The sequence below is a fragment of the Psychrobacter okhotskensis genome (genome assembly GCF_013248965.1).
GTDB classification, from domain to species: Bacteria; Pseudomonadota; Gammaproteobacteria; order Pseudomonadales; family Moraxellaceae; genus Psychrobacter; species Psychrobacter okhotskensis.
The window spans coordinates 37,433-58,298 of sequence record NZ_JABRVQ010000001.1; the positions used below are offsets into that span (position 1 = coordinate 37,433).

The window sequence follows — 20,866 nt, forward strand, 5'->3', positions numbered from 1 at the left end:
AATAAAGGCGGCTAATGATTACAGGCTCAGCACCGATAGTTGCCCTGTTATGGTTATTATACCCAGTAATTTAAAGGGCAATCGCGAATAGATATTACGATAGGCAATGCCTTACAAGTCGAAGGCAGTGTCAGAATAGCCCAGCCTAGGTAAAGCAATCAAGGGAAGCAATCATGCTATGATGAGCTGGTTTATTTTTATACCGTATTTTCAATAACGTGAATAGACCAACCATACCATAATAATAAAGGATGCAACATCATGACCCAGAATAACACTGTTATACCGGCGTTATTGCCTGAGAAAGTCGCCATCGTCACTGGTGCCAGTCGTGGACTAGGCGCACAAATTGCCCAGCAAATGGCAGCGGCAGGGGCAAGCATTTGTGTCAATTATCTCAATAGTAAAGAGGCTGCTGAGGCAGTCGTTGCCGACATCGTCGCTGCTGGCGGGCAAGCATTTGCTTATCAAGCTGATGTCACTGAACTTGAGCAAGTACAAGCGCTGGCAAAGGCGGTCGTTGCGCGCTACGGGCGCATTGACATAGTGGTCAATAACGCCTTGCCAAGCTACCAATTTAATCCTAGTGCCGACTATACCAGTATTGAAACCGTTAAATGGGCGCACTTCTCCCAGCAAATGGATGGCATCGTCAAAGGCGCAGTTAATACCGTACAAGCAGTACTACCACAAATGAAAACGCAAAAAATGGGCAAGATTATCAATATCTCAACCAACCTTGTTTATAATCCTGTGGTCACTTATTACGACTATACGACTGCCAAATCGGCGTTGATTGGACTGACGCGTAATTTAGCCGCTGAGCTTGGTCAACATGGTATCCGCGTGAATTTGTTGGCAGGTGGCTTGCTTAAAACCACGGACGCAAGCCGCTCAACCACCGAAGAAGTATTTGATTATATCGCCAGCACCACACCGTTACGTCAAGCAACCTCAGTGGATGACTTTGCCAATGCTGTATTGCTCATGGCATCGGATTTGAGTGCGGCTATTACTGGTCAATCCATTGCTGTGGATGGTGGTTTGACGATGCCTTAACGAGGCCTCAACGATGAATCAACAATGCTTTAAGCGGTTAGTGGCATAGATTAAGACACTAAAAAATGTATAGGTTTTCAAAATTAAAAGATGAATCACTTGATAAGCAACTTGATTGAATTAAGAAGAGGAATGAGATGAATAATCGTAAACGTGCTGCAATAATCACGGCTGTGCTTGGTATCGTCGCCTTTATGACGCTGTTTAACGCGGGCTCACCGACCGCTATTATTAATTGGCCAGTTGAGACCTATATGGGTTTGGCATTTACGATTGGCTGGTTGAGTAGTGTGCCCAACTGGCTGGCTTATATATTGGCGGCAGTGGTACTTGTTTTGATTATGGTCGGGTTTTATAAAATTGGTGGTTGGGTTTATGGATTGATTGCAGGCAAGAATTGAGTTGGTTTATTATACTCGACTTTTGTCTTACTGAATTATATAATCGCTGTTCATAGGGTGAATCAAAACGTTACGCGCTTTCCAAAGCCATAATGCGCAAACGCCCTGTCTATAACTTAATAATAGCGTACATATATCATGAACGAACCAATAGATCCATTTGCCAAATCTAAAAGTATGGCGCGATTAGCAGGAATAGGTATAGCGGTAATATCGGCGGCTACTTTGTTTTATATCTTCACGGGCAATGCGCAATCGGTGCCAAGAATATATGTGATATTACCTTTTATGTTTATGTTGGGAGTAGGCTTAGCGTTATTTCCTATCAGCAAAGCTGAAACGCTTCACCTTTATGGCACGACTCAAATACCGTTCAAGCATATGCCACTTGGAATGAAAATTTGCTTTGGAATTGGAATTGTCTTGACGCTGATGTTACTAATACTTCAGATACTATAGTTTAGTCGAGTAGGGCGCGCCCGACAAAGACATCTAGGTTTTAGTACTTTAGCTACTATGCTGGGTTAAAAGCCCAGCCCATAAAAGCAAACAAGTTTAGCACTCTACTAAGAAGCAATATCCAAACGTTCAAGCACTGACTGAATACCGCGCTCTTCAATCGTGCCTGTGACAAAATCTGCACGCGCAATCAAATCCGGTTGCGCGTCACCCATCGCTACGGCAAAGCCTACCAAATCAAACATCTCCAAATCATTCATGCCATCGCCAAACGCCATGCAGTCGCTAGCGTCGATGCCATAATATTTACAAACATCGAGAATGCCACGCGCTTTTGAGGCGTCACTCGGTAGAATATCCGCGCCAATATGATGCCAATGCACTAATTTCAATCCATCCGAGGCAAAATCGATATCTTGCATTTTATCGACCTGATTATTAAAAAATACCGAGCACTGATAGACTTCATGACTTTGGTAATAACAGGGATCAACGATTGAGTTCGGCGTCCGCGCATTAAACTCTCGCAGACGATCGTTTTCATCTGACCACGCGATATGCGTCGCAGAATCGAATTTATGAATAAGTTGACTGGCTTGGCACAGCGTTACGATTTTAGCCGTTTGCATATCTGATAATGGATAGTGACTGATTCTGCTATGGTTATCAAAGCTATATTGACCATTCATACAAATAATAGCGTCGAGGACATTTGCCTCTAGTAACGCTAAAATGTCAGGCGGCAATATTGCTTTTGAGCGACCTGTGGAGATGACTAATTTAACATCGCTGTCGGCTAAGGCTTCTAAAGTGGCTTGATTGTGTTCTGCGATAATTCCTGCACGACTTAGCGTATCATCAATATCAAAAAAGATGATCTTTGGCGTTGGAATTTTATTGGTACTTGAGGCACCATTAGCTTTGTATTCGGTAAACATAAATATCCTTTATAGTTTTATACTTTATTTTTTATTGCAAGTGTTATTTTATAGATACTAGCTTAAGCTTCTTTATCAAGTTTTTTTAAGAAATCATTAGCATTTTTTAGATGCTCTTTTTGTTGAGCTTTATCCATCTTATCCCACATCGATAGTAGCATACCAATACGCGGATTCTTTTCAAAAAAGTCACGATGGACATGCATAAAGCGCCAAAACAAGCCATCCCATATCGCCGCCCATTCTAGTGTCTCGCCTTTGGATTTGACGGGATAATCACTCATTTTATTAATATAATTACTACCACTGATATACGGCTTAGTCGCCATTAGACCACCATCGGCAAATTGACTCATGCCATAGATATTGGGCACCATGACCCAGTCATAGGAGTCAATAAATAGCTCCATAAACCATTGATAAACCTCATCAGGATCAAACTCACACAGCAGCATAAAGTTGCCAAATATCATTAGGCGCTCGATATGATGCGCGTAACCTGTCTTTAGCAGCTTTTTAATCGTGGTATCAATCGGCTCAATGCCGGTATCACCGGTATAAAAGCTTGGCGGTATCTTACGTTTAAAACCCCAAAAATTACTCGTGCGCTGCTTACGTCCAATAGACTCATAGAGCCCATACATAAACTCGCGCCAGCCGATAATTTGGCGTATAAAGCCTTCTAAGGAATTAATAGGAATGTCATATGCTTCGCTAATCTCAAGCGTGCGCGTGATGACTTGTTCAGGCGTTAACAGTCCCGTATTCAGCATTGGTGTTAAAATACTATGATGCAAAACGTGCTCGTCGGCAACGATAGCGTCCTCGTATTTACCAAAGTCTTTGAAGCGTTTCGATAAAAAATTCTCTAGCCAAGCTTCGGCCTCAATATGACTAGTCGGATAGCGAAAGTCAGGATTGGCCTCACCGTAGTGCGTGCTAAAGTTGTCCTCAACATACGCTATTGCTTCTTCGTAATATACGGTTAATTCAGGGAATTCGACCGCAGGCGGCGTCTGCTTACGTGGATACTTTTTGCGATTGTTTTCATCGAATGACCATTGCCCACCGATAGGTTTTTGCTCGTCATCGATAAGGATGTTTTCACGTTTTCGCGCTTGGATATAGAAGTCATGATGAAACAGTCGATTGTTTTTAAAGAAGTCACAATAGATAGGTAGCGGGTTCAAAAACATTGGCGTTGGCGAAACATCAAACTCAATATCAGCTTTTACTATGGCTTCTTGAATGTGTATCCGTAACCAGTCATCGACGACATCAATGCAGTATATTTTTGCAATGGCATCGCTATTATTAATGTCAGTATCAGGCTCATGCTTAATACTGACAAAGCTAGCAATGAGCTGGCGGCAGTCACTATGCTCATGTGATGAGTCAATATAATGTACGGTTTTGCCAGCATCTATTAGCGTTTGCTCATAAGCTTTCATACTCGCGCGATGCAGGACTAGCTTTTGCTTGTGAAAAGGAAACTGGGTAAAGTATAAATCTTCCTCAATCAGATAGCATTCCTCTTGCCAAAGCGAAGTATCAGCAAACAGTTGATGTGGGAAAATTAGGCTGATACGTTTACTCATGGCGTAAGCTTATATTCACTAAGACAAGCCATTATAAATGAGCGGTTATGAGGTTGTAATGGTGGGTTATGTTACTGGGTTCGCGCCAAAACAACGTCCTTAATACTATTGTTGCGAAGATTAGAAAAGTGTTTTGCTTGGTTGCCACTATAAATCAGATAGCAAAACCACCATATATACATGCATCAATAATAAAAATTAGGACTACCAAATGACCATAGCTGCCAACGACAAAAGCCAACAAGATATAGACGATGATCTATTTAGCTTGTCACCGCGTCATCCTGACAGTCGGTTGGAAGCGGATTGGCTGTTCTTATTCAATAAGCTACCGCCAGACCAATGGTTTAGCGCCGACTATGCTTATAAGACGTCGGGCTGGCTCAAGGTGCATACCAATATTCGTAAACGCCAACGCATCCTCACTCAAATTAGCGAGGCTTATATTGATGGCGAGTATGACTGGGCGGAATATCGCTCACAAATCCTCAAACGTATCAATATGCATGTGCTTAAACTGCATCAACATCATGGCGTAGAGGATGACGGGTTTTTCCCAGAATTTGTGAGGATGTATCCGCAGCTACAGGCAGGGTTTGAGGTATTAGGTCATGACCATGAGTATCTCAATGCGCTACTGGATAAATTGCAAATTCAAAACGATGCGCTGGCGAAAAGTGAGGGTGAGGATAAGGCGCTCGCCGAACAATTGCATGAAACGCTGGTAAAAGTGACGGATTTGCTACAGCAGCATCTGACTGATGAAGAGGATTTGGTCATTCCGATTTTGGGGTTACGGCAGAGTTAGGGATTGGATTTTATGTTTGATCGAAAAGCTAAACCGTAGGCTGGGCTTTTAGCCCAGCATTCTATCTCTGCAAACAAACTCAAGGTCAAAAATATGCGATCTTATATTAGAGATAAGACAAAAGGTGGCACCTATTTTCTGACGATGACCTTATCGAACCGCAAAAGTAGGCTTCTCACAAAGCACGTTAATGAATTTCGCCATGCCTATCGACTGACCAAACAGAACCACGATTTTGAACTTAACGCGATGGTATTGTTGCCCGATCATATTCATATGCTCATCACTTTAGCAGAGGATAGCGACAACTACGCTGTGATCATCGCCAGTATCAAAACGCATTTTTCTCGTCAAATTAAAAAGTCTGCGAGTGAAATCATCACCCATTCTAGAGTGAGAAGCAGAGAGCGCGGTATTTGGCAACGGCGGTTTTGGGAACATAGAATTAGAGATGACTTAGATTACCAGCATCATATGGATTATATCCATTACAACGCGGTCAAACATGGTTATGTCACGCGTCCCATTGATTGGTCGTATTCGACGTTTCAAAAGTGCGTAGAAGATGGGTTTTATTCGACAGATTGGGGCGGGGTAGGTATCGATGGGATTGAAGTTGATTATGATTAATTGTTTAAGGTTTGGTTTTTTGGCATGATTTGCTGGGCTAAAAGCCCAGCCTACAGCACTTTTTTCGTTTACTTAAAATTTCAATTAGAAATTTATTCTATTGATGCTACCAACTTCCCATCCCGAAAAACTGATACCATCATCAACCAATAAATCATTTCGACTATGTTCAAATGGAACTATTCCCGACATTATTAAACTATTTATTTTATCTTTTTGTTCATTCGATAGGCTATTCCACCACAAAGGAGAGATAAAAAAGTTTTCAGCAACTCCAAAAAAGAACTGTATTAGTGCACTAAAAATTTTACTTGATTCTAAAGCTAATAGCGAGTTGATAAATTCTAATACTTTGGTAGAAGTTTTTGCCCAACTAAAGACTACATAACCTTTACCATCACTAGAGAATGAATTAAAAGCTAAGTGCTCAGCAACAACGCTTAAATCACCCAAATCTTGAATTAAATTGCCATTAAAGTCGGTTGTAGGAGAAACAACTGATGAAACAGCGACAGGCATAGGTAAGCTTGATTCAATAATAAGATGGCTTAAATTATCAACTGATTTTCCTAGAAGTTGATCATCAAGTTGAGATTTAAACTCTGATAATTCTGCAAGAGCAGCTTTAGTTCCTTCTTGATGGTCTGTAGCAAAATTTTGAATAAAAATTTGATCTAATAGGTTCTTACCTTTATCACCCTTTTTAACAAATTCAGAAATGTTAAGTCCGCCTTCTTTAGCATAAATTTCTTTTGCTACTGAGCGGTACACTAGAGCTAAACACTGCTCACTATCTCCAACAAACTCTCTATCTTCAACACAAGAAAAAAGGGACTTGTCATGTTTTGAGCAGAAACCTGTAAAGGTGGAAGCTTGATTGATTCCTATTTTTTCTGGAATTAGCTTCCCTTTGTTTTTGATTATATTCGCTGAGTTTATTTTTAATCCTAAAACATGGTTACTTTTATCTGCAATTTCCTTAAGGCTGCTACTCTTTGAGACAGTATGAGCATTGATAATTTTTTGACTACATTCATGTTTTAAATCATCAGAGACATAACAACATTTTCTAGAAGCGTTCTTCTGACTATGACTAATAGCTTCGCCTTTATTTACAGGAGACTCATTCTCACGTCCAAGATGACAACGTTTAAATTTCTTTCCTGAGCCGCACCAACATTTCTCATTGCGTTCAATTTTCATAGATAGTCACTTATCTTTAGTTTGCTGACAAAATACTTAATAGTAGATCTAAATTTTAACGCCTTGCTCAGCGGAAAGTGAGAGTACGTGAGCAAGCCACCGTAGGCTGGGCTTTTAGCCCAGCTCTCTAAACCAAAACTACCCAACCTCAACCCCAGTCACATTCTGAAAGCCCCTCGGCAACTGTCCACCGCGATTACCGCGACTACCTTTATAATTTGCCAAATCCATCGGCTTTAAGGTCACATGACGCTTGCCAGCAGTAATAATCAAGCTGTCTTGTAAGCTCATTGGGGTGACAGCCAATACCTCTTCATCGCCTTTGAGTGTAATCATTTTGTTGCCTTTACCGCGTGCTTGCTCAGGCAAGTCCTCTAACGCAAAGATGAGCAGATATCCGGCATTGGTCACGACGGCGACGTGGTCAGGCGTATGCTTAATCGTATTTTCATTATCTTCACTATTGGCAGTGTTCTCGACTGGCGCATCGATCCGAGCGACGGGAAGCAAGCTTTTATCACTAGCGAAGTTAATGATATTTTTGCCCGCTTTTTGATTGCTATCGAGATTGCCAATGGTGTTGATAAAGCCATAACCTGCTGAGCTAGCAAGGATGATACGTTGATCGTCAGCACCGGTTAATAACTGCTCAAAGCTGGCACCTGCTGGCGGTTTGAGTACGCTGGTCAGCGGATCGCCTTGACCACGGGCGGATGCGAGGCTATGCGCATCGATACTATAACTGCGCCCAGTGCTATCGAGCACGTATATTCTCTCATTGGATTTACCGCGCACGTGGGCTTGATAGCTATCACCTGAGCGATAGGTCATGCCAGCGGCATCGACGTCATGGCCTTTGGCAGCGCGAATCCAGCCCGCTTTCGATAGAATGGCGGTGACAGGCTCGCTTGGTACGAGGTCAGACTCTTTGAGTGCTTGCGCTTCTTCGCGTTCTGCCAATTGTGATACGCGCTCGTTGCCGTGTTCTTTCATATCGGCGGTAAGCTCATCAATCATCAGATTGGTCAAGCTGTCTGGATTGTCCAAGTACTCTTGAATGATGGCGCGTTCGGCTGCCAGCTCATCTTGCTCGCGGCGCAGCTCAATCTCTTCTAGTTTAGCGAGCTGACGCAGACGAATGTCCAAGATAGCATTGGCTTGTATCTCAGTCAGGTCATAGTCTTGCATCAATGATAATTTTGGATCGTCTTCTTCACGAATGATACGAATGACTTCATCGATATTCAGATAAGCAATCAGCAAACCTGCAAGGATATGCAAGCGCTTATCGATTTTATCGAGGCGATATTGCAAACGACGCGTAACCACTGAGCGGCGACAGACGAGCCATTCTTCAAGGATTTCTTTGAGGTTTTTGACCTGCGGCTTACCATTGAGGCCAATCATGTTCATATTGACGCGATAATTGCTTTCAAGATCAGTACTGGCAAACAAATGACTCATTACTCGCTGCACATCGACCCGCGTAGATTTTAGCTCTAAGACGATACGGCAAGCGTTTTCATGGTCTGATTCATCGTGAATATCAGTAATCCACGGCAGCTTTTTATCCGTCATGAGCTTAGCGATTTGCTCTTGAATCTTATTGCCTGACACTTGGTAAGGAAGCGCATCGATGATGACTAAATTCTTCTCTTTTGGGTCAATATGAAAGGTGGCGCGCATTTTATAGCTGCCGCGACCAGTCTCATACATCGACTGCAAGTCTTTTTTACTGGTAATGATTTCAGCGGGCGTTGGCAAATCAGGCGCTGGTATCGATTGGGTTAATTGTTTAACTGATAGCTCAGGATTTTTCAGCAAACGAATAGCGGCGCGTACCACTTCATTAAGGTTATGCGGCGGGATATCGGTTGCCATACCGACTGCAATACCAGTCGTACCGTTTAATAAAATATTCGGCAGGCGGGCAGGTAGGGTGGTTGGCTCTTGCATGGTGCCATCGAAGTTATCTTGCCAATCGACCGTGCCTTGTCCGAGTTCTGCAAGCAAGGTATTGGCATAAGCAGACATTTTAGCTTCGGTATAGCGCATCGCGGCAAAGGATTTGGGATCATCTGGGCTACCCCAGTTACCTTGACCCGTGATCAGTGGATAGCGATAACTAAACGGCTGCGCCATCAGCACCATGGCCTCATAACAGGCGCTATCACCATGCGGATGGTATTTACCCAAGACGTCACCGACGGTACGCGCAGACTTTTTCGCCTTCGCCGTCGATTTTAGCCCAAGCTCGCTCATGGCATAGACGATACGGCGCTGGACAGGTTTTAGACCGTCAGCAATATTGGGCAGCGCCCGATCCATGATGACGTACATGGCATAGTTGAGATAGGCTTGTTCGGTGAATTCCGCCACGGAGCGGGTATCCATCACATCATCAGATAGAATCGCAGGACTGTTATCAATAATATCAGGCATAAAATAGGGTTCACTTATCAGTTTTAATAGATATAAATAATTGGTGCAAGTGTGCAAATAGGATAGTGCTATCGTAAAGGATATTGGCAAAATTAAAAAGGTATAAGTCAGAATAGACGACAGGTCATGACGTGCCAGATAGATGTACTGATGGCACTTTGGCTGATAGCTTTTACAAAATAAGATAAGTATAGTGAATTAGACGCACATGGTTTGCCTTTTTACTAAGCGCCTGTTTCATAAGGCACTATGCAATAGTGCTCAGCAATAATTATTATAAAGGCTGTAACACGGAACCGTTATCATCGAACTGTCTATCCAAGCCGTCTATCATATGGAGTAGCTATTATGTCATCGTCATCTATATCACCTGTCTATTTATCACGAACGCATGCTCATTCTTTAACCAAAAATGCGCTATTAGTCAGTGCTGTCGCCAGTATGATGGGACTGACGGCGTGTAGCTCATCACAGGTAAGTAAACCGATGACGGAGACATCGAGCAGTACCGTCACGCAAGATGCAACAGCGTCAAACCAAAATATTACGTCACCTGTCATAGTGGTAGAAACATCAGCACAATCAGAGATGATAGCGCCAAGTAGTTTCTATACGAAAAGCGCCAATACTAGAATGATAAACGCTGCACCGCAGTTGAGTGTACGACCATTATCAGGAATCATTGTACAGCCAAAAGACCGTGATAATTATCAAAAAAACGACGCCAATCCGGTACACCGCACTACTGAGATGGCGGTTGCCACTCTATCCATCGATACCGATACTGGCAGCTACGCCAATGTGCGCCGCTATCTTAATGACGGGCAGCTGCCACCTGTCGATGCCGTGCGCGTAGAGGAGTTGATTAACTATTTTAATTATCAATTTGATGATGGCAAACGTATCGCCAATGCACCTTTTGTGGTCGCAACAGAAGTGGTTGATTCGCCGTGGGACAAGGCCGATCAGGATAATAAAATTGTCAAAGTTGGGATTAAAGCAGTTGATAATAGCTGGTCTAATAAAAGCACCAATCAAGTTATGCCGCCCGCCAACTTAGTGTTTTTGGTCGATGTGTCAGGCTCCATGTCATCACGCGATAAACTGCCATTAGCACAGTCGTCATTGAAGTTGCTCACCGAGCAGATGCGCGCGCAAGACAGTATTAGCATTGTCACGTATTCGGGCAGTACAAGTGTGGCATTGCCTGCGACCAAGGGCAATCAAAAAGCCAAAATACTTACTGCCATAGAGAGCTTAAATGCTGCTGGCTCGACCAATGGCGAAGACGCCTTAAAACTGGCCTATAGACAAGCGCAACAAGCGCTGAAAAAAGACGGTATCAATCGTATTATCATGCTCACCGATGGCGATTTCAATGTCGGTATTAGTGACGTCGACGAGATGTTGGACTTGGTCAAAGCCAATCGTGATCGTGGTATCTCCTTGTCGACCGTCGGTTTTGGTCGTGGCAATCTCAACGATTATATGATGGAGCAGATGGCGGACAACGGTAATGGTAATTACAGCTATATCGACAGTTTGACTGAAGCCAAAAAAGTCTTTGGCGATGAGCTGGCAGCGACCTTTAACACTGTTGCCAAAGACGTCAAGGTACAAGTGGAGTTCAATCCAAATGTGGTTAGCGAGTGGCGTTTAATCGGTTATGAAAACCGTGTACTGAACGAGCAGGATTTTAATAATGATAAAATCGATGCCGGCGAGTTGGGAGCAGGTAAGGCAGTCATTGCATTGTTTGAAGTGACATCAACTGGTGCAAAAGGATTGTTTAGCGACCGCCGTTATAGTGATAGCGATAGCAAATCTAGCGTCAAAAACAGTCAGGCACTAAATGAGCTTGGCTATCTAAAAATTCGCTATAAAGCGCCAAAAGGTGGCAGCTCTAAGCTCATTAATCAACCGATTAATAAGCGTAGCCAGTCTTTAGAAAGTGCCAATGTAGATACCCAGTTTGCCATCGCCGTTGCAGGATTTGGTCAACGCTTAAGTCAGAGTGACTATATCAATGATTGGCAATATAGTGGCAGCTCTAAACTGGCGACAAATACCTTTACCAAGCAACCAAATAGCGATAAAGAGGGCACGCGCCGTAACTTTGTGACCTTAACAGAACTTGCTAGTGCGCTCGACAGCAAACGCTAATGAAACGGCTATTAGGCTACGATGGCTGATATAAATGGATAAATGTTCAGTAATTAGATATGGTAATAGTTGCTGTTAACTGCTATCAATTATCAGGTAAGCTATTGATATAAAAAATAATATAGTGCGTCAAGGTACTTTGCGAACTCAGGTAGCAATCTTTTGTATTGAGTAGTTTGTATAAAGTGTGTATGTTAAAGAACAAAGGGCTATTTAACGCTATATTGTTTACTCATCGCCAGACGCCCACTTCGTCAGCCTCGCCATCCTGAAGAGGATTTGCCTGCGCTCCGAGTTTTCGTATGTTTATCACCCTGTGATTGATATGGGTGAACGATAGCGCACTATTTACTAGGAGAGATAAGATTATGGAAAATCAAGGCAACCTCATTCGTCGTAATGACAAAGTATGGGTCAAAACTTACGAAAAACTTGGTATTCAGTATAATATTGAGATGCCACCTGCCAACACTTCTTTAATCGACATACTTGAGCAAAACTTCATTAACCATGCGGGTAGAACTGCATTTGTCTGCATGAATGTCGAGCTCTCTTACGAAGATTTAGACCGTTATAGCAAACAAATTGCCGCTTACTTACAGTCACTTGGGCTGAAAAAAGGCGATAAAGTCGCGGTTATGATGCCAAACATCTTGCAGCTACCCGTTGCTGTATTGGGTGTATTGCGCGCTGGTATGACCTTAGTGAATGTCAATCCGCTTTATACGACAAAGGAGCTTGAGCATCAGTTAGAAGACTCTGATACCAAAGCTTTGATTCTGTTAGAGAACTTTGCCAAAACCTATGAAGACATTGGCAAAAACTTGGTTGATCATGTAGTCGTGACCTCTATGGGTGATTTGATGAGTCCACTAAAAGGCCTCATTGTGAACACAGTGGTGCGTCATGTCAAAAAAATGGTACCTGCATTCCATATCAAAGGTAGCGTAAAATTCAAAAAAGCGCTAAACCGCTTCCCAGCCAAGAGCTATAAACGCCCTAATAACATTGGTCTCGACGATGTCGCGGTACTTCAGTATACCGGTGGTACCACGGGTGTTGCTAAAGGCGCGATGTTAACGCATGGCAACTTAGTCGCCAACCTGATTCAGTGTGATACTTATCTTGGCGATGCGTTTGATAAGTTTGAAAAAATGAATGAGCAGCCGGTTATCATGACGGCCTTGCCGCTATATCATATTTTCTCGTTTACCGTTTGTGGTATGTATGGCTTATATCGCGGTTGTATCGGTTCACTGGTACCCAATCCACGTGATGGTGCCAGCTTGATTAAAGCTTACAAAGACTATCCACCAGCGTTTTTCCCAGCGGTCAATACCCTGTTCAATGCCCTTGCTAACAGCGAAGTTTTTCAAGCGCTAGATCATAGCAAGCTTGAGATGTCGATGGGTGGCGGTATGGCAGTATTAAAAGATACGGCAGAGAAGTGGCAGAAGATTACCGGTAACGTGATCGTACAAGGTTATGGTTTATCAGAGACGTCTCCTGTTGCTTCAGCAAACCCACAAGGTACTGGCGAGTTCTCAGGTAACATCGGTTTGCCAATGCCAGCAACGGATATGGCCATCTTGGATGAAGAAGGCAATGAAGTGGCCCTTGGTGAGCGCGGTGAAATTTGTGTTCGTGGTCCGCAGGTTATGAAAGGCTACTGGAAACGTGATGATGCGACTGCTGAAGTCATGACATCTGACGGTTATTTCCGTACCGGTGATATTGGTGTTATGGACGAAGAAGGCTACTTTAAGATCGTCGATCGCAAAAAAGACATGATCTTGGTGTCAGGCTTTAACGTGTATCCAAACGAAGTGGAAGATGCTATGTCAGGTCATCCAAAGATTTTGGAATGTGGCGTCATCGGCATCGATGATGAAAAGAGTGGAGAAGTGCCGAAGATTTATGTGGTGCGTAGTGATGAGAGCCTTACCGCTGAAGACGTCATCGCCTATGGCAAAGAGAATTTAACGGGCTATAAACGTCCTCGCTATGTTGAGTTTATCGATGAGCTACCAAAATCTAACGTCGGTAAAATCCTACGTAAAGATCTGCGTGCGCTTGAAGAAAAAAATCATGCTAAAGGATAAAAAGGTAGACGGTAAACAATCTATTCTAGATAGATTGTTATCAGTGACTTTCGCAGTTGTTTGCTAAGTGACTTTTTACGAGCACTGGTAACCATTGTCGCACTATGAGACATTGTGATGACCAAAAATGATAAGGCCGTTTGGATACGGTCTTATCATTTTTTTTGTTTCTAGCAGCGTGTTTTGCCAGTATTCATAGAGAATTATGAGTAAAACTGCTATAGTGCCTGCCGATATATTTTCTTATTTAGCGATAGAATAGCATGGGTTTGGCGCTATAGAGCTGGCATGATTATCGTCGTAAAAGCGTATTAGCGGCTTAACTTTTTTGCTCGATTTGTAGTAGGCTTAGTAATGAGCGTCAGGATTGTTTGTCTATTTGAAGGCATAAATAAGTCTCTGACGACCAAGGTGTTTCATCAGATTATTCTATCTTTTTAACGGTAATATTTAGGGAAAGTTATGACGGACAATATCAATAAAGAGACAACCAACGACAATGTGGCGAAAGATACTCAGTCAGCAACCGAGACAAACACCTTTCCTACGATGCCGACGATAGCCAGCGACAGTCCTTGGCTGAATGCTTATGAGCGTTATGGTATCGATGCGACTATCGACATGCCAGATGACAGTACCTCTTTACTTGAAGTGTTCGAGCGTAACTTTAGCCGTTATGGACAAAAACCTGCCTATATCTGCATGGGTTCGTCTATTAGCTTTAAGCAATTAGACCTATACAGTCGCCAAATTGCTAGTTATTTACAGTCGTTAGGACTGGTCAAAGGCGACAAAGTGGCAGTAATGATGCCCAATGTCCTGCAATATCCGATTGTGATGCTAGGTATCATTCGGGCAGGTATGGTATTGGTCAATGTCAACCCGTTGTATACCAGCCGCGAGCTGTCGCATCAGTTGCACGACAGCGGTGCCAAAGCGTTATTCATCGTCGAAAACTTTGCCAAGACTTATGAAGAGGCGCAAGATAAAGGTCAGGTCAAGCACGTCATCGTCTGTAAGCTTGGTGATATGCTTGGCACGGTAAAAGGCACTGTGATTAATCTCGTCGCTCGCCATGTCAAAAAGATGATTCCTTCTTATAGTCTGCCAGAGAGCACCAGCTTTAAGCATGCGCTAAATGCGGTCTCAGCCAGCAAATATAAGCGCCCTGATATGAATCTAAGCGATGTGGCGTTGTTGCAATATACTGGCGGTACCACTGGGGTGGCCAAGGGTGCGATGTTGTCGCACGGCAACTTAGTCGCCAATATGCTACAGATCAGCGCCTTGATGAACAGCGCCTTTGAAGACGATGCTGAAGCGAATGATGTCATCCTGACTGCGCTACCGCTATATCATGTGTTCTCATTTATGGTGTGCGGTATGTATGGTATGTATCAAGGTTATGCGGGACTACTGATTCCTAATCCTCGCGACCTTGACGGCCTGATCAAAGAGATGGCCAAATATAAACCGTCTTTTATTCCTGCAGTCAATACCTTGTTTAATGGCTTAGTACACAAAGAGAGCTTTGCAGACTTAGATTTCTCTAACCTAAAAGCAGCTATCGGTGGCGGTATGTCTGTCTTGCCAAGCGTGGCAAAAGAGTGGCATAAAATCACTGGTTTGCCTATCGTTGAAGGTTATGGCTTATCTGAGACCTCGCCTGTGGTGGCCTTTAACCCCATGACCATCGCTGAATTCACGGGTAAAATTGGTATTCCGGCCTCTAGCACCGATGTGATTCTTATCGATGATGACGAAAAAGAAGTGTCTATTGGTGATCGTGGTGAGATTTGTGTCAAAGGTCCACAGGTAATGATTGGTTATCAAAATCGCCCAGAAGAAACCGCTGAGAGCTTTACAGCCAATGGTTACCTAAAAACAGGTGATATCGGTATCATGGACGAAAAAGGCTTTATCAAAATCGTTGATCGCAAAAAAGACATGATTTTGGTCTCTGGCTTTAACGTCTATCCGAACGAAATCGAAGAAGCCATGAGTGAGCATCCAGCAGTTGTAGAGTGCGGTGCTATTGGGGTGCCAAGTGACAAGCGCGGCGAAGAACCAAAAATATTCGTGGTCAAAAAAGGCGACGTGACCGAGCAAGAGCTGCTTGATTTTGGCAAAAAGCAATTAACTGGTTACAAGCGTCCGCGTCATGTTCAGTTCGTCGATGAATTACCAAAATCAAACGTGGGCAAAATCCTGCGTAAAGAATTGCGTAAGATGGAAGGGTTAGAATAAATGTAGCATTACAACTGACCAAAGCAGCGGCGTAATGGCTTGAGCGAATCTTGCTATTGCGCCGCTGCCACGTTAGGATATCTTAAGATTTGGGTTCGCTAAGGCGTTCAGTTAGCTTCTATTTGATCATAGAATTCTATTTGACGATATAAACACAGTGCTAGATAAAGTTTGGCTAGTCAGTTGACCCTCTATTTATTATTTTTATGACATTGCTTTTATAACACCGTACTAGGGATTTTTATGCGTATTGACAATCGTGAGCTTGACCAACTTCGCTCGATCAGCTTTGAGCGCCATTATACTAAGCATGCTGAAGGGTCTGTATTAGTCAGCTTTGGCGATACTAAAGTACTGTGTACGGCTAGTGTCGAATCAGGCGTACCGCGTTGGCTCAAAGGTAAAGGTAAAGGCTGGATCACAGCAGAATATGGTATGTTGCCACGCGCGACCAATACCCGTAACCAACGCGAAGCGGCACGTGGCAAACAGTCAGGTCGTACCCAAGAAATCCAGCGTTTGATTGGTCGTAGCTTACGGGCGATGATTGACTTGAGCAAGCTGGGTGAAAATACCATTTATCTTGATTGTGACGTGCTACAAGCTGATGGCGGTACTCGTACTGCAAGTGTGACCGGTGCAGCGATTGCACTTATTGATGCGTTAGAAAGTATCCAAAAAACTAAAAAGCTAAAAGCGGATCCCCTGATTGGTTTGGTCGCTGCGGTCTCTGTTGGTATGAAAGATGGCAAAGCGTATCTAGATTTAAACTACGAAGAAGATGCCAGCTGTGATACCGATTTGAATGTGGTTATGACCCAAAAAGGCGAGTTTATCGAGTTGCAAGGAACGGCGGAAGAAAAGCCATTTACTCGTGCGCAAGCCGACGATATGCTGATTCTCGCTGAAAAAGGCATCGCTGAGCTTATTGCCATGCAAAAAACAGCCTTAGGTTGGTAACTTGCTATTAATGCTTAAGAGACTTTAATAGTCTATTTTGATTTTATCGTTATTCTACAACAGGTAGTACTGCATGCTTAAGCTGACTGATGATGGCGCCAAAATTACCTTACAGGATCAGCCACCAATGGCTGATAATGGCCTGTTTTGGTTTGGGGCAGCATTATTGATCGGTGCAGTTGCCGTAGCGATGGCGATGAGTATACTCTCTGAGCGCTGGGCTATTGGTGCGCTGGCGTTACTTATTATCGGCAGTTTTATTTTTAATAAACAACGCCAGCAGCGTAAAAAAGCCATGAGTGGCGTTATCAATAGCGGCATCTTGTGGGTGCGTGTCGGCGAGCTGGTTCATGATAATCACGGTAAGCGTGCGCATATCCAACTGCTTGATAGTGATAAAGTGAATCTCATCGGCGAACAGCTACAAATTTTCGATAGCGACAATGCTCGTAAGTACCATATTAGCGGCTTCGATACGCTCCAAGAAGCAAGCGCTGCCAAAGCTATCTTGCAGGGTCAAACGCTAACAAAGCGCCATGTGAATATCAAGATGGATGATGATACGCCCTAGCATTAAAAATTTAGCATGGTATTTAGACATCATAATATGTAATGACGTAACGCAATCACTTAAACCTCACCGAATATCTGAAATACTCAGCGAGTTACTTTATTTTTTGGCTTTAATTTATTAAGGTAGCTTCTCTATAAGAATAGATTCTTTCGTTTTTTTATTGAAAATGAATTTTTGCTTATCGCCTACAAAGTGTAATTCATCCTTATAGCCGTAATCGAGCGGCTCGTCTTCAAAGTCTATAGGAATGATGATTTCTCCTTTAGCGTCAATTAATCCCCATTTTTCTTCTGACTGAACGACAATGCTGTCATTATTTAATGCTGTGATTTTAGAGAACCGCTTATCAGGATGAAGGCGCTTGCCTTGAGCATCATATAGGCGCCAGTCTCCTGGGTCAGAAAACCCTACCATTGTGGTCGTCATACTATCTGTCGTTGCACTATCAAATATACTAAACTCTTTTATATCATGGTATTTGATAGGCACTATGGTCTTATTGGTGGAACTTATCATACCCCATGCGTTTGGTTTTGCCGCAAAGTAGGTCTGCGCCCCAATTTGCATCAGTCTATTGTACATGGGCGGTATAAGCACGTTGCCTTTCACATCTATCATGCCAGTCTTACCGTTTTTACTGACCCTATAGCGGTTAGGATTATTATAAGTAATCCTGTCAAAGGGTAGCGGTAAAACCTTACGACCTTGTTTATCAATAAACCAGTTTTTATTGTCTATTTTGACAACCGCAATACCGTCATGAAATGCTTGTGCACGCTTATAAATGTTTTTAATGACCAGCGTTCCAGCAGTATTTATATATCCCAATTTGCCGTCTTTTTGAACTGCTGATAGGCCATCACTAAATGGAGATATATCTTCATATACGATAGGAGTCATGAGCTGTTCTTCTTTATTAGCCAAACCTTGTAGATCATCACGTGCCACTAAAAATAGCCCATTGAGTGAGACGCCTTCATAATCATAGTCATCGGACAAATATATCTTCCCAGACGAATCAATGACTCCTTGATTATGGCCTTTTGCGATAGAGCCATAGCCATTTGCATAACAGCAAATTAGCATATCATATTCAGGGGGTATCAGGATGCTGCCGTGACGATCGATAAGCCCGTACTTGTCCTCTTTCCTGATCGTTCGAACACCTGATTCATCATCTGGATATCCCAATTTATCGTATTCTACTGCTAAAATGATTTCGCCAGCACCATTAATGAGACCGTATTTTTTGTTTTTTTCAACCACTCTCAAATCTTGTTCATCGGCGGTACTAATATCAGCGTATTCAACTGGAGCGATAAGTTGACCCGCGGAGTTGGCAAGGCCGTAAAGATTGTCGTTTTTTAATTCGTATTTTTTATCGTCAAAAACGGAGATGTTATCGTAGTTGGCTGACGATACAATCTTACCTTCGTTATTAATAAAGCCAACCTTGCCATCCTTTTTGAATGTTTCTATTCCAACCTCATCGGGATAGAAGCTAGGCAGTTGGTCAAACTCAAAGGGATGTAGAATATTGCCTTTTAAATCTAGGAGCCCCCATTTGTCCTCCTTCTTTGCTTTTAGCATCATAGGACGATGCGAAAACGTTTTAATCTCTTGATACTCAATTGGGCTCAGTAGATTTCCTAGTTCGTTGGTTAGACCATATCGGTTACCTATAGCAACTTTGCCGTAATAAGGCTCTCTACAACAAAATAAGCGGTCGTATTTTGCAGGTAAGACAATATGACCTTTTTCGTCAATTAACCCTTTTTTCTCCTGTTTTGAAATCAAGGCTCGATTGTGATTGTGGTCATTATCTAGACTGTCAACCCAATCATACTCCAAGGGCAATACGATGTTTCCAAGAGGATCAGCCACTCCATACTTTCCGTCTTGATTTAGACGAAAGTAGTGATTGTCATAGAGCGTAATGCCATCATAAACGGTCGGTAAAATCTGTTTTCCTTGTTTGTTGATGATACCTTTTTTACTGCCACTAGCCACCCCTAATAGCGTGTCATTAATATCAATAAAGTTGTCGAACGTATAATCTGTTAACAGCGCCCCTTTTTCATTGACTAAAGCCCATAAGGTGTTATCAAGCGTTGCCACCGTTAATTTATCTTCGCGTAAACAGCCTACGTAGGTAGCACCATTCACTGACGGTTTGACGCACTCTTCATTGGCATGAACCATAGAAGTGGGTATAAAAATACAAACAATAATCAGTTTTTTAATCGATAACACGCTATTTCCTAAGTTTTTTATCGTTTGGATGAATAATAACTCAACTAAATTTAAATGGTAAGGTGGTCTTAAGGTTTTCTTATAATGTATTTGGGTTTGAGAATGTATTCACAAAGCTTGCAGACGCATAGCGAAATAGTTTATAAGTAAGCCTGCAATGTTCGATTGTCATTTATGCGATGACTTATATTTTATTGGCAAGGAGTTAGCCCATGTCGTGTTTGCCCATATCGTTGGTTTCAGCGTCGTGTAGCTTATTTTTATTAACTTTTGGCGTTGTCAGCCAAGCTCAAGCAGATAATATGAGCGCACTCATTGCCCAAAAGTCCGTCCAGTCTGATTATGCTTCACCTTCATACTCTTCCGTGCCCTCTGCCAAAGTGAGCACACGCTCCACGATTCAACGTGTTGGCAGCTATCGCTCTAGCCCTGTTAATGTTCGCCCAACGACCAGTACCACTTATTCAACCACGACTTATTCTAACAATAACCCTTACGCAAATCCGCCAGCGGTGACTACTTCTTATCGTTATCCTGACGTACAACGTCAAGCACCTAGGGCATTACCCGCGTTTTTGTCCGGTAATTATGACAATGTTGATAGTGAGTATTTACCGTTACTTAGCAGTGCTGAGATGCAGAGCAATACAGCGGCACGTGAGGTGGTAAGTACCGCGCGCAAAATGGCACTGAACGAGCGCGCGATTGTTCAAGGCGGGTGTTGGGATTATCTGGATGCGGTATTTAAGCGCGCAGGGGTGACTCGTGATACTGTGCATAAAGGCACTTATGGGCAAGGACCTTATGCCAACAGTAGTGAGATTGAGGTCGGTGATTGGCTCTATTATATCAATCATGGCTACAATGGCGTCGAGCATAGCGGTTTGTTCGTCGGTTGGGTCGATGAACGTGCAAAGCAAGCCTTGATACTGAGCTATGCAGGCGAAAACCGCCGTGAGCCTGCGCGCTACCGTGTGTATGATTTAAGCAATGTCTATCAAATCATGCGCCCTAGTGTGTAAGCACTAA

General features: G+C 43.0%; 16 protein-coding genes. 11 read left to right on the top strand and 5 right to left on the bottom strand.

Going from position 1 to position 20,866, the window contains the following annotated elements:
* Positions 1 to 261: 261 nt before the first annotated feature.
* The 3 genes from HQR03_RS00130 (at position 262) to HQR03_RS00140 (ending at position 1,919) form a co-directional block, all read left to right on the top strand.
* Positions 262 to 1,059, top strand: coding sequence for a 3-oxoacyl-ACP reductase (locus tag HQR03_RS00130; RefSeq protein ID WP_173238730.1), 798 nt, complete (start codon positions 262 to 264; stop codon positions 1,057 to 1,059).
* 137 nt (positions 1,060 to 1,196) lie between these two features.
* Complete coding sequence (locus tag HQR03_RS00135; RefSeq protein ID WP_217271504.1) at positions 1,197 to 1,460, top strand: hypothetical protein; 264 nt, start codon at positions 1,197 to 1,199, stop codon at positions 1,458 to 1,460.
* Between the two features lie 138 nt (positions 1,461 to 1,598).
* Positions 1,599 to 1,919, top strand: coding sequence for a hypothetical protein (locus tag HQR03_RS00140; RefSeq protein WP_173238731.1), 321 nt, complete (start codon positions 1,599 to 1,601; stop codon positions 1,917 to 1,919).
* A 107-nt stretch (positions 1,920 to 2,026) separates the two neighbouring features.
* On the opposite strand, the gene HQR03_RS00145 is transcribed toward HQR03_RS00140, so the two are convergent.
* Positions 2,027 to 2,857 carry a Cof-type HAD-IIB family hydrolase gene (locus tag HQR03_RS00145; RefSeq protein ID WP_173238732.1) on the bottom strand — a complete coding sequence of 277 codons (831 nt, stop codon included), beginning with the start codon at positions 2,855 to 2,857 and terminating at the stop codon, positions 2,027 to 2,029.
* Between the two features lie 62 nt (positions 2,858 to 2,919).
* A complete protein-coding gene (locus HQR03_RS00150; RefSeq protein WP_173238733.1) occupies positions 2,920 to 4,455 on the bottom strand; it encodes a cryptochrome/photolyase family protein in 1,536 nt (511 codons plus the stop codon).
* Between the two features lie 211 nt (positions 4,456 to 4,666).
* On the opposite strand from HQR03_RS00150, the gene HQR03_RS00155 reads away from it, so the two are divergent.
* Together HQR03_RS00155 and HQR03_RS00160 are read left to right on the top strand one after the other, a co-directional pair.
* On the top strand, positions 4,667 to 5,263 hold the full coding sequence (locus tag HQR03_RS00155) for a hemerythrin domain-containing protein (RefSeq protein ID WP_173238734.1): 597 nt from the start codon (positions 4,667 to 4,669) through the stop codon (positions 5,261 to 5,263).
* Positions 5,264 to 5,356: 93 nt separating this feature from the next.
* Positions 5,357 to 5,893: an REP-associated tyrosine transposase gene (locus HQR03_RS00160; protein WP_173238735.1), complete on the top strand. Its 537-nt coding sequence runs from the start codon at positions 5,357 to 5,359 to the stop codon at positions 5,891 to 5,893.
* A gap of 84 nt (positions 5,894 to 5,977) precedes the next feature.
* Here HQR03_RS00160 and HQR03_RS00165 read toward each other — a convergent pair whose 3' ends face one another.
* Positions 5,978 to 7,096 carry a YecA family protein gene (locus HQR03_RS00165; protein WP_173238736.1) on the bottom strand — a complete coding sequence of 373 codons (1,119 nt, stop codon included), beginning with the start codon at positions 7,094 to 7,096 and terminating at the stop codon, positions 5,978 to 5,980.
* Positions 7,097 to 7,234: 138 nt separating this feature from the next.
* The gene (gene parC, locus HQR03_RS00170) at positions 7,235 to 9,538 is read right to left on the bottom strand and encodes a DNA topoisomerase IV subunit A (RefSeq protein WP_173238737.1); all 2,304 of its coding nucleotides are present in this window, start codon (positions 9,536 to 9,538) and stop codon (positions 7,235 to 7,237) included.
* Between the two features lie 348 nt (positions 9,539 to 9,886).
* Here parC and HQR03_RS00175 point away from each other — a divergent pair, with 348 nt between their 5' ends.
* The 5 genes from HQR03_RS00175 (at position 9,887) to HQR03_RS00195 (ending at position 17,581) form a co-directional block, all read left to right on the top strand.
* Positions 9,887 to 11,701, top strand: a complete 1,815-nt coding sequence (locus tag HQR03_RS00175; RefSeq protein WP_244951943.1) for a vWA domain-containing protein — start codon at positions 9,887 to 9,889, stop codon at positions 11,699 to 11,701.
* A gap of 368 nt (positions 11,702 to 12,069) precedes the next feature.
* Positions 12,070 to 13,803, top strand: coding sequence for an AMP-binding protein (locus HQR03_RS00180; RefSeq protein WP_025652274.1), 1,734 nt, complete (start codon positions 12,070 to 12,072; stop codon positions 13,801 to 13,803).
* A gap of 462 nt (positions 13,804 to 14,265) precedes the next feature.
* Positions 14,266 to 16,050, top strand: coding sequence for an AMP-binding protein (locus HQR03_RS00185; protein ID WP_025652275.1), 1,785 nt, complete (start codon positions 14,266 to 14,268; stop codon positions 16,048 to 16,050).
* Between the two features lie 243 nt (positions 16,051 to 16,293).
* Positions 16,294 to 17,010 carry a ribonuclease PH gene (rph, locus tag HQR03_RS00190; RefSeq protein WP_025652276.1) on the top strand — a complete coding sequence of 239 codons (717 nt, stop codon included), beginning with the start codon at positions 16,294 to 16,296 and terminating at the stop codon, positions 17,008 to 17,010.
* A 73-nt stretch (positions 17,011 to 17,083) separates the two neighbouring features.
* Positions 17,084 to 17,581, top strand: a complete 498-nt coding sequence (locus HQR03_RS00195) for a hypothetical protein (RefSeq protein WP_173238738.1) — start codon at positions 17,084 to 17,086, stop codon at positions 17,579 to 17,581.
* Between the two features lie 120 nt (positions 17,582 to 17,701).
* On the opposite strand, the gene HQR03_RS00200 is transcribed toward HQR03_RS00195, so the two are convergent.
* Positions 17,702 to 19,837, bottom strand: coding sequence for a WG repeat-containing protein (locus HQR03_RS00200; RefSeq protein WP_173238739.1), 2,136 nt, complete (start codon positions 19,835 to 19,837; stop codon positions 17,702 to 17,704).
* 212 nt (positions 19,838 to 20,049) lie between these two features.
* Between HQR03_RS00200 and HQR03_RS00205 the strand changes: the two genes are divergently transcribed.
* Positions 20,050 to 20,859 (top strand): hypothetical protein, encoded by an 810-nt coding sequence (locus HQR03_RS00205; protein WP_173238740.1) that lies wholly within the window; start codon positions 20,050 to 20,052, stop codon positions 20,857 to 20,859.
* Positions 20,860 to 20,866: the final 7 nt, after the last annotated feature.